General features: G+C 41.1%; 12 protein-coding genes. 1 reads left to right on the forward strand and 11 read right to left on the reverse strand.

Features of this window, described 5'->3' with window-relative positions; all coding sequences use genetic code 11:
- A partial coding sequence (gene recG / locus ON073_RS13510) for an ATP-dependent DNA helicase RecG (protein ID WP_274762409.1) occupies nt 1–1,808 on the forward strand: 1,808 nt, incomplete at its 5' end.
- A 1-nt stretch (nt 1,809) separates the two neighbouring features.
- Here recG and ON073_RS13515 read toward each other — a convergent pair.
- The 11 genes from ON073_RS13515 to tsaE form a co-directional block, all read right to left on the reverse strand.
- On the reverse strand, nt 1,810–2,442 hold the full coding sequence (locus ON073_RS13515; RefSeq protein WP_274762410.1) for a tetratricopeptide repeat protein: 633 nt from the start codon (nt 2,440–2,442) through the stop codon (nt 1,810–1,812).
- Between the two features lie 133 nt (nt 2,443–2,575).
- A complete protein-coding gene (locus ON073_RS13520; RefSeq protein ID WP_274762411.1) occupies nt 2,576–3,892 on the reverse strand; it encodes an adenylosuccinate synthase in 1,317 nt (438 codons plus the stop codon).
- Between the two features lie 199 nt (nt 3,893–4,091).
- Nucleotides 4,092–4,283 (reverse strand): DUF2065 domain-containing protein, encoded by a 192-nt coding sequence (locus ON073_RS13525; protein ID WP_274762412.1) that lies wholly within the window; start codon nt 4,281–4,283, stop codon nt 4,092–4,094.
- Nucleotides 4,284–4,347: 64 nt separating this feature from the next.
- Nucleotides 4,348–5,223, reverse strand: coding sequence for a protease modulator HflC (gene hflC / locus ON073_RS13530; protein ID WP_274762413.1), 876 nt, complete (start codon nt 5,221–5,223; stop codon nt 4,348–4,350).
- Complete coding sequence (gene hflK / locus ON073_RS13535; protein WP_274762414.1) at nt 5,220–6,389, reverse strand: FtsH protease activity modulator HflK; 1,170 nt, start codon at nt 6,387–6,389, stop codon at nt 5,220–5,222. The genes hflC and hflK overlap by 4 nt, the downstream gene beginning before the upstream one ends.
- 101 nt (nt 6,390–6,490) lie before the next feature.
- On the reverse strand, nt 6,491–7,774 hold the full coding sequence (hflX, locus tag ON073_RS13540; protein WP_274762415.1) for a ribosome rescue GTPase HflX: 1,284 nt from the start codon (nt 7,772–7,774) through the stop codon (nt 6,491–6,493).
- Between the two features lie 18 nt (nt 7,775–7,792).
- Complete coding sequence (gene hfq, locus ON073_RS13545; RefSeq protein WP_038639716.1) at nt 7,793–8,044, reverse strand: RNA chaperone Hfq; 252 nt, start codon at nt 8,042–8,044, stop codon at nt 7,793–7,795.
- A gap of 80 nt (nt 8,045–8,124) precedes the next feature.
- Nucleotides 8,125–9,042, reverse strand: coding sequence for a tRNA (adenosine(37)-N6)-dimethylallyltransferase MiaA (gene miaA, locus ON073_RS13550; RefSeq protein WP_274762416.1), 918 nt, complete (start codon nt 9,040–9,042; stop codon nt 8,125–8,127).
- A 43-nt stretch (nt 9,043–9,085) separates the two neighbouring features.
- Complete coding sequence (gene mutL, locus ON073_RS13555) at nt 9,086–10,903, reverse strand: DNA mismatch repair endonuclease MutL (RefSeq protein WP_274762417.1); 1,818 nt, start codon at nt 10,901–10,903, stop codon at nt 9,086–9,088.
- Nucleotides 10,904–10,929: 26 nt separating this feature from the next.
- Entirely contained in the window at nt 10,930–12,261 is a 1,332-nt protein-coding gene (locus ON073_RS13560) for an N-acetylmuramoyl-L-alanine amidase (RefSeq protein ID WP_446728531.1), read from the reverse strand.
- A gap of 7 nt (nt 12,262–12,268) precedes the next feature.
- The gene (gene tsaE / locus ON073_RS13565) at nt 12,269–12,745 is read right to left on the reverse strand and encodes a tRNA (adenosine(37)-N6)-threonylcarbamoyltransferase complex ATPase subunit type 1 TsaE (RefSeq protein WP_274762419.1); all 477 of its coding nucleotides are present in this window, start codon (nt 12,743–12,745) and stop codon (nt 12,269–12,271) included.
- Nucleotides 12,746–12,750 lie beyond the last annotated feature (5 nt).

Here is a 12,750-nt window from a genome sequence, read left to right on the forward strand (position 1 = left end):
TAACATTACGCTTTTTTACCTTTACAGCAGCACAAAAAAACAACCTTGCAGTTGGCAGTAAAATTCGTTGCTTTGGCGAAATTCGTCGCGGGCGTAATGGCTATGAAATGGCTCACCCAGAATATAAAGTCTTAGACGATAAAGGCTTAAATGAAATGGAAGAGTCACTTACCCCTGTTTATCCAACAACTGAAGGCTTAAAACAGCTATCGCTTAGAAAGTTATGTGATCAAGCTGTGACATTATTAGAGCGCTACGATATTGAAGAGTTACTGCCAAGCCAATATCAGCCTGAGGGGTATAGTTTAAAACAAGCATTACTCACCTTACATAAACCAAGCCCTGAAGAAAGCACCTTATTACTTGAGCAGGGTCTACATCCTGCACAGCAACGGTTAGCCTTTGAAGAAATCCTCGCTCAGAATTTAAGTTTATTAAAACTGCGCGCCAAGGGCCAAGTTCATATGGCGGTAACCCTGCCACCTAATAATCCCCTTGAACCACAACTGCTTGCGCAGCTACCTTTTACACCAACCAATGCACAACAACGTGTTGTTGCTGAAATAAAGCAAGATCTTACTAAACCCTACCCTATGATGCGATTAGTGCAAGGTGATGTGGGCTCAGGTAAAACATTGGTTGCAGCGATGTCAGCACTTACAGCTATTAGCCAAGGCTATCAAGTTGCTTTAATGGCACCAACAGAGATACTCGCTGAGCAACATGCCAATGCATTCCGTAACTGGTTTGAAGCTTTAGGCATTACCACAGCTTGGCTTGCTGGCAAAACAAAAGGCAAAGAGCGCGCATTAGCGCTTGAGCAAATTGCATCGGGCGAAGCGCAGATGGTAATTGGCACTCATGCACTCTTTCAAGAGCAAGTCACTTTTAATAATTTAGCGCTTATTATTATTGATGAGCAGCACCGCTTTGGTGTTCATCAGCGCTTAGAACTGAGGGAAAAAGGCAAAAATGGCAACTGTTACCCGCATCAGTTAGTGATGACCGCCACACCAATTCCTCGTACACTCGCAATGACTGCCTATGCAGATTTAGAAACCTCTATTATTGATGAGTTACCACCGGGAAGAACTCCCATAACAACAGTGGCGATCCCAGATACACGCCGCCAAGATATTATTAAACGCGTCCAGCAATCAGTGATTCAAGATAAGCGCCAAGTGTATTGGGTATGTACACTAATCGAAGAGTCCGAAGCATTGCAATGCCAAGCAGCTGAAGATACCGCTAAAGAACTAGCAAATTTGCTGCCTGATGTGTCCATAGAGCTTGTTCACGGCCGAATGAAGCCAGCTGAAAAACAATTTATTATGGCGGAGTTCAAGGCCGGTAAAATTGATGTTTTAGTTGCCACAACCGTGATTGAAGTGGGTGTAGATGTACCTAACGCCAGCTTAATCATTATTGAAAACCCTGAACGTTTGGGGCTTGCTCAGTTGCACCAACTACGAGGCCGTGTTGGCCGTGGGGCTGTGGCATCACACTGTGTACTGTTATATCACCCGCCGCTGTCAACCACCGGACAAAAACGACTAGGTGTGTTGCGTGACAGTAATGATGGTTTTGCTATTGCAGAGCGCGATTTAGAAATACGTGGCCCAGGTGAAGTGTTAGGTACTAAACAAACAGGACTCGCCGAATTTAAAATTGCCGATTTAGTAAGAGACAAAGCGGTAATAACACAAGTCCGCCCTGTTGCCAAACGTTTTATAGAAGAGCATCAAGATCTTGCTGAAAAAATCATTACTCGCTGGTTACCCAATAAAGAACAGTTTGCCCAAGCTTAATTTATTTTTTTGCTCTCGCGAGTACACTTGGCGGCATTTTGGCAGCAAGCAGCGCTAGTTTCTTTTCGACTTCTTTATGCTGCTGTTTATCATAAATCAGTGCACTATTGAGCCAGCGATAAGCATCTTCAAAATCTCTTGGACTCCCTAGGCCTGCATTAAATAAATCAACTAAGCGTATTTGCGCATTAAGATTGCCAAGTGATGCCGCTTCTCTTAAATAGACGATGGCTTTATCTAAGTCGCGTTGTACCAATTGACCTATATGATAATAACGTCCTAATTGCTCAAGCGCAGCTGCTAAGCCTTGATCTGCAGCCTCACGCATATAATACACACCTAAGTCTACATCACGCTCAACACACACAGCATAAGCAAGCATATCACCATAAAGGAATTGATATGCAGGCACTTTCATTTTGCTCGCGCGCGCTTCGATATCTTGCACTAACTGACAATCATCTAGTTTTACGCGGGTTAAATGTTCGTTTTTATTTATTAGTTTTATTAATTCATCTTGGCTGTAGATTTGCACTGCTTGTAGCTCTGGTGTTTCAGCAAATACACTTGTAGCACTTAGCAGTAAGCAAGATGTAATAGCAGTTAGACGTAATGTTTTAACAAATAAACTCATATATATACTCAAGCAATTTCATGTGTCGCAATCGCGATAACAACTACTAAATATTGATACAAAATATATACCAACCTGAAAGTTTCAGGCATAAAAAAAGCTGCCAGAGGCAGCTTTTTTTTAGAAATCTAGATTATTCACCAAATGGGTTGCGAACAATCATTGTTTCTACACGGTCAGGACCTGTCGAGATAATATCGATTGGAACTCCTGTGATTTCTTCTAAACGCTTGATGTAGTTACGAGCAGCTTCTGGTAAACCTTCATAAGTAGTTACACCAAAAGTATTTTCACTCCAACCAGGCATTTCTTCGTATACTGGTGTTACTTTCTCGTAACCTTCAGCAGCAAGTGGTGTTACATTTGTAACTGTGCCATCTTCTTGCTTGTAACCAGTACAGATCTTAATTGTTTCTAAGCCATCTAAAACATCAAGCTTAGTTAAACAGAAACCTGTAATTGAGTTAATTTGGATAGCGCGGCGCATTGCAACAGCGTCAAACCAACCAGTACGACGTAAACGACCCGTAGTAGCACCAAACTCATGACCTTTGTCACCTAGGTGTTTACCCACAGGATCTTGCTTATCTAAGCCGTCATAAAGCTCTGTTGGGAATGGGCCCGAACCAACACGTGTTGTGTATGCTTTAACGATACCTAGTACATAATCTAAGTTTAATGGACCAAAACCAGCACCGGTTGCAACACCACCTGCCGTTGTATTTGAAGATGTTACGTACGGGTATGTACCGTGGTCGATATCAAGTAGTGTACCTTGCGCACCTTCAAATAAGATGTGCTCGCCATTAGTACGTGCTTGGTCAAGTAACTCAGTAACGTCAACAACCATAGACTTAAGAATGTCAGCAACAGCCATTGCTGCGTCTAATGTTTCTTGGTAATCAACTGGATCAACTTTATAGTAATTAACTAGTGTAAAGTTATGATACTCAAGTACTTCTTTTAGTTTTTCAGCGAATAACTCTGGGTTAAATAAATCGCCAACACGTAAGCCACGACGCGCCACTTTATCTTCGTAAGCTGGACCAATACCACGACCTGTAGTACCGATAGCTTTAGCGCCACGTGCTTCTTCACGAGCCATGTCTAATGCTACGTGATACGGTAGAATTAGTGGACATGCCTCAGAAATTAATAAACGCTCTCTAACCGGAACACCACGCTCTTCAAGCATGCCGATTTCGCGCATAAGTGCATCTGGTGCTAATACTACACCGTTACCGATTACACATTTAACATTGTCACGTAGAACACCTGATGGGATAAGGTGAAGAACTGTTTTCTCACCGTTAATAACGAGTGTGTGACCTGCGTTGTGACCACCTTGATAACGTACAACTAAAGACGCTTTATCTGTTAGTAGGTCAACAACCTTACCTTTACCTTCGTCACCCCATTGGGTGCCTAATACAACGACGTTTTTACCCATTGTAACTTCACTTAAAGAAAATTAGGCGCAGATTCTATCAAAAAATGGGGGCAAAGATCACCCCGTTTAGCAGCTTTTTTCATCATTTTATCTAAATAACTTCAATTAAATTGGTATATACAAGCTAATTAAGCACTGTTGTTTTTAGATAATTTACTAATAAATTTAATTTTTATTTTATCCTTGGTCGTTTTTTATTTTATGGTTTTAACCACATAAAAAGCAGCCAACCAATTAAGGTTAAAGCTATGCCTATCATCCGCAATTGCGGATCAGTTAATTGCGCTATTTCACGTAAATACTCGCGCCATTTCGCTGGAAATAAAGCAGGCCCAAGCCCTTCAAAAATTAACAACAAAGCAAACGCCAGTAGCAATACATCAAAGCTCATTATTTTCTCCATAAAAAAGCCCTGCAAATGCAGGGCTTTTAATATTATATTGCAACTGAGTAATTTACTTACCGGTTTGCTTCATATACTTAAAGAAGTCACTATCAGGGCTAAGCACCATAACGTCTTCTTTGTTTTTAAAGGTTGCTTTGTAAGCATCTAGGCTGCGTAAGAAGCTATAGAATTCAGCGTCTTTGTTGTACGCATCAGCATAGATTTTTGCTGCTAACGCATCACCTTCACCACGTACACTTCGTGCATTACGCTCAGCATCAGCTAGCATAACAGTTACACGACGGTCTACGTCAGCGCGAATTTCTTCTGCTTTTTCCATACCTTCTGAACGGTGTTCTTTCGCTACAGCAGAACGCTCAGCACGCATACGCTGGAAAATTGAGTTACTAACTTCCGTAGGTAAGTTAATTTTCTTCACACGTACGTCAAGCACTTCAATACCAAGCTCAGCAGCACTTTCAGATGCTTGCGATAACGCTTCTTGCATCAGTGCGCTACGCTCACCAGAGACAATTTCACGAATCGTACGAGAACCAAAGTTAGTTCTTAAACCGTTGTTAACTTTTTGCTTAAGTAGTGTTTCTGCGTATTGCTTATCACCACGTGCACGCAGGTAAAACTTACTAAAGTCTTTAACGCGCCATTTAACATATGAGTCAACAATAAGGTCTTTCTTTTCACTTGTAACAAAGCGATCAGGTGAACCATCTAATGTTTGAATACGTGAATCCAGTTTACGTACTTGTGAAATAAACGGCACTTTAAACTGTAAGCCAGGTTCATAAACCACTGCGTTATCAACACCATCTTTCTTAACCTTACTGAATTCAAGAACAATTGCTTTTTGACCTTCAGGTACCACAAATACACTAGAGAAAGCTAGCATTGTTACAATAACAGCAATAACTAATCCAAAGTTTCTCATTGGTTGTATCTCCCTGAGTTATAACGGTCGTTTGAATAACGATCGTTCGATGAATTCAATTGGCTGTTTTGTGTTGTGCCTAATTGTTGTCTTAAATTATCTACGTCATTGCGTTGACGAGCAGGCGTTGCATTTGCTGATGACTGCTGGATAATTTTATCCAGTGGTAGGTACATCATATTATTGCCACCTTTAACATCGACAAGCACTTTAGATGTGCTACCAAGCACCTCTTCCATTGCTTCAATGTATAAACGCTGACGAGTAACTTGTTTCGCAGCTTGATACTCAGGAAGTAAGCGTTCGAAACGTGCAATCTCACCCTGTGCTTCAAGTGTTACACGCTCTTTATAAGCTTCAGCTTCCTGCGTCATACGAGTAACACGACCACGCGCAGTTGGTTCAATCTCACGTTGATATGCTTCAGCTTCACGAATAAAACGCTCTTCATCTTCTTGAGCAGCAATTGCATCATCAAATGCATCTTTAACTTCTGCCGGTGGGCGCGCATCTTTAAAGTTTACATCTGTCAGAACAATACCTAAGTTATAAGGAGTTATGATTTTCTCAAGCTCCTGCCAAGTGTCTTGACGCACTTGCTCACGACCTTTCGTTAAAACGTCATCCATTTTTGCATGACCAACAACATAGCGAAGCGCACTGTCTAACGCTTGTTGTAAACTGTGGTCTGCATCTGTCACACTAAAGCGATATAGATACGCGTCTGTAACACGATACTGAACAACAAACTCAACACTTACCACGTTCTCATCTTCTGTCAGCATAAAACCTGACGCTGATAATGAACGTACAGCTTCAACGTCAACCGGAATTACGCGGTCAACAAATGTCATCTTCCAACGAAGACCTGGCAATGCTATTTCATGAAACTGACCAAAGCGCAGTACAACACCACGTTCAGCTTCTTTTACCGTGTAAAAACCGCTTATCGCCCAAACCGTTACAGCGATGATTAAAACAAAGACCAGTGCGGGGCCACTTAAACCGCCGTTGCTTGATCCTTTTTTACCGCCAAATAAACCACCAAAACGGTCGCCATATTTGCGAAACACTTCATCTAAATCAGGTGGACCCTGATCTCGACCGCCCTTGTTATTCCATGGGTCTTTGTCGTTGCCATTGTTACCCGGCTCGTTCCAGGCCATAGCGCCACTCCAATATTAATAATTAAAATTAAACTTTGGTAAATTTACCAAAACCTTAGGGGATTTTCTAATTTTTACGGTAAACAAATATTATTGAAAAGTTAAACTACTAACTCTTCTATTTGTTCACCAAACTCTTTTTTCAATCGCTGCCAATCCGACATTGGCAATCTTACATCCAATAACCAGTTACCTAGTTCATCAAAATTTTCAGTTTGTACCGCATTCAAACGATACAAAGCGCCCTGCAGACGGCCTAACTGAGGTGGTATGCAAATATTTTCATGGAACATTTGCTCAGCCAGACATTCACCAATTGCTTGTAGCAACAACTCACAACCAACGCCTGTTTGCGCTGAAAGCCAAACGCGAATAGGTCTTCCTTCGTCATTACGGTCAATGCGCGGTGACACTTCTTCCACTAAGTCAATTTTGTTGTAAACCAATAATTGTGGCACATCATCCGCATCTATCTCCCTAAGTACATCCTGCACTTGCTCGATATTCTCTTGACGCCTCACATCTGCCACATCTACCACATGTAATTGCAAATCAGCTTCTCTTGTCTCTGCTAGAGTTGATTTAAATGCAGCAACTAAATCATGCGGTAAGTGACGAATAAAACCAACTGTATCTGCAAGAATCGTTGAACCTAGATCTGGCACTTCGATTTTACGAAGCGTTGGGTCGAGGGTTGCAAATAATTGGTCTGCAGCATACACGTCGCTATCTGTTATACGATTAAATAAGGTCGATTTACCGGCGTTGGTATAACCAACTAATGATACGGTTGGAATCTCATTTCGGTTTCGTGCACGGCGCCCTTGCTCACGCTGTTTTGCTACTTTTTCTAAGCGTTTTAAAATATTTTTTATTTTGCCACGAATTAACCGGCGGTCAGTCTCAAGTTGTGTTTCACCCGGGCCACGAAGACCAATACCACCTTTTTGTCTTTCAAGGTGCGTCCAACCACGGATTAATCGTGTTGAAATATGACGTAATTGGGCGAGCTCAACTTGTAGTTTACCTTCATGGGTACGCGCTCTTTGCGCAAAGATATCAAGAATCAAACTCGTTCTATCAAGCACGCGACATTTACATATCGCCTCTAAGTTACGTTCTTGTGAGGGGGATAATTCGTGATTAAAGATGATTACATCTGCATCATGGATTTTGACAATCTCAGCAATCTCTTCAGCTTTACCGCTACCTACGAAAAATTTGGCATGCGGGGATTGACGACTGCCTTGCACAATCGTCAATGCATTAACACCAGCTGAAGAAACGAGCATTTCCAATTCTTGCAAATCTTCACGATCGCCTTCATTTGGAAATTCGATATGAACTAAGACTGCCTGTTCACCGGCTTCATAACGGTCAAACAAGCATTAAACTCCTATTAATTAGTAGTTACCGCTCTCGTCTTCTGAACCTTGCGTCGCTTGGAAATTAACAGCGCGCGCTGGTACAACAGTTGAAATAGCGTGTTTATAAACCATTTGGTTTACTGTGTTTTCTAATAAAATCACAAATTGGTCAAATGACTGAATTTTACCTTGTAGCTTAATACCGTTAACTAAATAGATTGCTACGGGAATACGTTCACGACGTAACGCGTTTAAAAATGGGTCTTGTAATGATTGGCCTTTTGCCATTGTTATTTTCCTTAGTTCTAGGTGTTCTTATAAAATTCGATAAATCTAACGAATTCAATTATTTTTACTGCACCACTCTACTAGCTTAGCGAACTTAACACGCGTTGCAAGTTTTCTTCATCGCCAGACTCTAGCCAAGTAATATTTTGCCAGCCACGCAACCAAGTTAACTGGCGTTTGGCAAGCTGACGCGTGGCAGCTATGCCTTTAAAAACCATTTCATCATAGTCACACTCTCCCGCCAAATAATCCCACATTTGACGATAACCTACACATCGAATAGATGGAAGATCAGGGTGTAAGTCTTTTCTCTGATATAGGGTCATAACTTCTTTTTCAAACCCCATATCGAGCATTATTTTAAATCTTTTTTCAATCCGCTGGTGTAAAATCGCGCGATCGCACGGTGCTATAGCAAACTGTAAAACGTCAAAAGGTAACGGCTCAGCTTTTACCTTCTGTAATTCGCTCATAGGTTTCCCCGTTAAACGGTAAACTTCTAGAGCACGATTTATGCGCTGCGAATCATTTTCATTGATTTTACTTGCAGCGACCGGATCCACATCGCTTAACATTTTATGCATTGCCGGCCAGCCTTTTTCTTGCGCTTCAATTTCTAATTGCGCTCGTATCACTTGGTCAGCATTGGGTAAAGGCGATAAACCTTCTAGCAATGCCTTGAAATACATCATGGTACCACCCACTAAGAGCGGAATTTTACCTTGGCTGTGCAACTGGGCAATATTATCTAGCGCATCACGGCGAAAGTCAGCAGCAGAATAACTATCAGCAGGATCGATTAAATCAATGAGTCGATGTGGCGCTAATGCCAGCTCTTGTGCATTTGGCTTCGCAGAACCAATATCCATACCTTTGTAAACTAGGGCAGAGTCCACGCTAATTACTTCAGTATTTAAATGCTGACACAACTGTATTGCTAAATCTGTTTTACCAGATGCTGTTGGACCCATTAAGCAGATAATTGGCAATTGTTGCAAGGTTTTACCTCTGTTCGCTTAAGTACTAAATGCACTTTCAAAGTTAGTCAAAAAGACTGTTATCTAAGTCAATTTTAACAGTTTTCGATTTAAAACTGGCAATTAATTCAGGCTTTTTTACTACTAACTCGACTAATTGTTTAGTTATTGAGTAATTTAGCGCTTTCGCTTCAACAATTTGCTGTAGCCAAGTAAGCCAAAATTGAAGCTCGGTTGCCGTTTGCGTCTCAGAAACATTTTCCACTAGATTATCTAAGATTAGATTAACATCCACTGAATAGAGCACTTCGGGTAACTTTTTCACTAATAAAAACTGTGAGTTAACAGCAATATCAAACCCTAAAATACCCAACCATGATAAATGCTGCTCTACCTTTTCAAGTAAATCACTAGACAAATTAATACGCACTGGAAGCAATAAACTTTTGCTTTCTAATTGACCGAATTGCTCTACTTGCAGTTGCCAAAGTACTGGTAACGCTGGTGCTAAGTCTATTAATTGTGGTTCGCCAGATATTGACCGGAGCGCTTTTCCCTGGCGTAAAGGCAATAATTCACTGCAAACCACATTCGTATTGCACACGCCTATATCATTAAATTCAGCAGCTTTTGTTGCGTGAGGCAAACTTTGTTCTGCAACACCTTGATAAAATGCATTAACAGAATGCTGTCGAGTTGCTGTTGGTACATACGTCTGATGGCTTAATGGTGATTTTGGGTAAGAAGTTGTCGTTTGCCCGCCTGAATAGGATGGGCGTGTTTCACGTACATCAACCTCATTCGTTTGAGAGAGCGCACTTTCACCCAATTGTAAGGGATATTCATTTTGTAAAGCTAAATCTTGTACTGGAACGTCTGAGTTTATCAAAGGTTGCTCAAAGCTAATCGCTTGTCTTACAGCCTGAACAATAAAATCATGGACTAAGCGTCCTTGATGAAAACGTACTTCATGCTTTGCTGGGTGCACATTCACATCAATTTGTCTTGGCTCAATATCCAAATAAATTACAAACCCTGGGACTTCATAACCAGGAGCATACTCTTCAAAGGTTTGACGAATCGCATGGAAAATGAGTTTATCGCGCATCATACGCCCATTCACATAGGTGTATTGTGGCTCAGTCTTACTGCCCATTGGTAAAACCCAACCATGGAGGCTAAGTCTTTCATCACCTGAATTAACATACACGGCTTGTTGCTCAAATATCCTGCCAGCAACTTGTGCCACACGCTTTACATAGCTTTCTTGTTGCATTTGGGAGCGGTATTGCCTAACGACTTTCCCGTTGTGCTTAAGCGTAATTGCTACATCAAAACGCGATAGTGCAATTCGTTTTAATAATTCATCAATATGGTGAAATTCGGTTTTTTCCGTACGTAAAAATTTGCGTCGTGCAGGTGTATTAAAAAACAGGTCAACAACTTCTATTGTTGTGCCATTAGGGTGCGATGCAGGCGTTATTTGCACCGCCATATCTCGCCCTTCAGCATACGCTTGCCAAGCTTCATCTTGATTTTCGGTTTTAGAGGTTAGCGTAAGTCTTGATACTGAGCTAATTGAAGCAAGCGCTTCTCCACGAAAACCAAGCGAAATAATCTGTTCTAGGTCATCTAAGGACTTTATTTTGCTGGTTGCATGTCGCGACAAGGCTAATGTTAGCTGATCTTTTTCGATTCCAGCGCCATTATCACGAATACGAATGAGCTTGTGACCACCGCGTTCTATGTCTATTTGAATACGTGTTGCACCTGCATCAAGACTGTTTTCGACCAGCTCTTTAACAACCGATGCAGGCCTTTCAACCACTTCCCCTGCCGCAATTTGGTTAGCAAGGCGCGCAGGCAATATTTGTATAGACATAGTAATAATTCTGCTTTTGAGCGAGTTTAGCTTCTAGGAATAGCCAAATTTTGGCCTATAAAAAGGGTGTTTGAAGACAACTTATTCGCCTTTTTCAGTGAACTGATTGAAACACCATAACGACTCGCAAGTAAACTTAGAGACTCCCCAGAGCGCACTTTATGAAAACGTGGTTGGTCTTTCTTAACTTTGGCAAAATACGAATCTTCAGGAGGGTTATTTTTAAAGTACCCTTTCACAGATTTGAAAATTGCATTGGCCAGCTTCTCTTGATGCTCACGTGTTTTAAGTAAGCGTTCTTCCGTAGGATTAGAAATAAAACCAGTTTCGACTAAAATCGATGGAATATCTGGTGATTTTAGCACAGCTAAGCTTGCGGCTTGAGGCGTTTTTTTGTGCATTTTCGTCACCTTTTTCATCTCAGCAATAACATCTTCAGCAACTTCAAAGCCGGTTTTCATTGAATGGTCCATCGACATATCAAGTAACGCTTGTGCTAAATATCTTTCTTGCTGCGTATCTTTTAAGACGTCCGCTGCACCACCTAGTAATTCTGAATGTTGCTCTCGATTCTCAATCCATTTACCAATTTCAGAGTTTGCACGTCTAAGTGATAATACCCAAACCGATCCGCCACGCGGTTGCGGCGAAGTAAACGCATCGGCATGAATCGAAATTAAAAAATCTGCTTTTTTGTCACGCGCCCGATCAGTACGAGTATTTAATTTTACATAGTAATCACCGGTGCGCGGCATTACTGCTTTCATGCCTTTTTCAGCATTAATTTTGGCAGCTAAACGTTTTGCAATTTGTAACGTTATGGTTTTTTCATAAGTACCTGAGGGCCCTATAGAACCAGGGTCTTCACCGCCATGCCCTGCCACAACAGCAACAACAATATCGCGGTCACTACTGATATCACGACTTTTAACGACAGTCTCAGCTTTTGGCTTTTCTTTACTATAAAGATCAAATACTAAGCGGTCACTGTAAGGGCCAGTTGGCGCCAATGAAAAGATCACTGGTTTTACAGGTGCTAATAGCTCAAATACCAAACGGGTATCTGATTTGCGTTTAGGCGTACTGTAGCGAATTTTCTTAACTAGTTGATGTTTTTTTTCTATTTTTGGAAACGTCGCATTACGCCCTGGAGTTGATTTAATATCAACTACCAATCGAAGGGGATTTTTTAAAAAGAAATAACTGTATTCTGGCTTTTCTTTCATATCCAGAACAACACGCGTGCTTTCTGGCGATGGCCAAACACGCACACTATCAATTTTATTCGCAGCTTGTAAGCAAGTACTTACAAGCAACAAAAAAACAGCTATAAAACTGAAGTAAATTTGTTTACTAATCCAACTGTTAGTCATTCTTAAGCTTATTTATTATTGTAATACCATTCTCGGTATTGGCCGAAATGGTGATTTTACGCGCACTCTCTACATATTCCATTGTAATCTCTAGATCAGCTTGTGCAAGCATTCCTGCGCCTTTTTCAGGCCATTCAATAAGGCACACTGAATTATTTTCAAAATAATCACGAATACCCATAAACTCTAATTCTTCAGGGTCTGCGAGGCGGTATAAGTCAAAATGATATATATTTTGTTCGGCTAATTCGTAAGGCTCCACAAGCGTATACGTTGGACTTTTAACATTACCTGTATGACCAAAACCTTGTACCACGCCACGAGTTAGTGTCGTTTTTCCTGCACCTAAATCACCATGTAAAAAGATCACTGCACCTTTATCTATTACTTGAGATAATTTAGTGCCCATGGCCACAGTGGCATTCTCATCAGCCAAAAAGCAATCAAAAACATGATCTTGTTGATTCATTTACT

Source organism: Pseudoalteromonas sp. G4 (assembly GCF_028875915.1).
In the GTDB taxonomy this organism is placed as follows: domain Bacteria; phylum Pseudomonadota; class Gammaproteobacteria; order Enterobacterales; family Alteromonadaceae; genus Pseudoalteromonas.

Coding starts and splice junctions, on each gene's coding strand:
- ON073_RS13515 (WP_274762410.1), bottom strand. CDS start 2,442: ATGAGTTTATTTGTTAAAACATTACGTCTAACTGCTATTACATCTTGC.
- ON073_RS13520 (WP_274762411.1), bottom strand. CDS start 3,892: ATGGGTAAAAACGTCGTTGTATTAGGCACCCAATGGGGTGACGAAGGT.
- ON073_RS13525 (WP_274762412.1), bottom strand. CDS start 4,283: ATGAGCTTTGATGTATTGCTACTGGCGTTTGCTTTGTTGTTAATTTTT.
- hflC (WP_274762413.1), bottom strand. CDS start 5,223: ATGAGAAACTTTGGATTAGTTATTGCTGTTATTGTAACAATGCTAGCT.
- hflK (WP_274762414.1), bottom strand. CDS start 6,389: ATGGCCTGGAACGAGCCGGGTAACAATGGCAACGACAAAGACCCATGG.
- hfq (WP_038639716.1), bottom strand. CDS start 8,044: ATGGCAAAAGGCCAATCATTACAAGACCCATTTTTAAACGCGTTACGT.
- mutL (WP_274762417.1), bottom strand. CDS start 10,903: ATGTCTATACAAATATTGCCTGCGCGCCTTGCTAACCAAATTGCGGCA.
- tsaE (WP_274762419.1), bottom strand. CDS start 12,745: ATGAATCAACAAGATCATGTTTTTGATTGCTTTTTGGCTGATGAGAAT.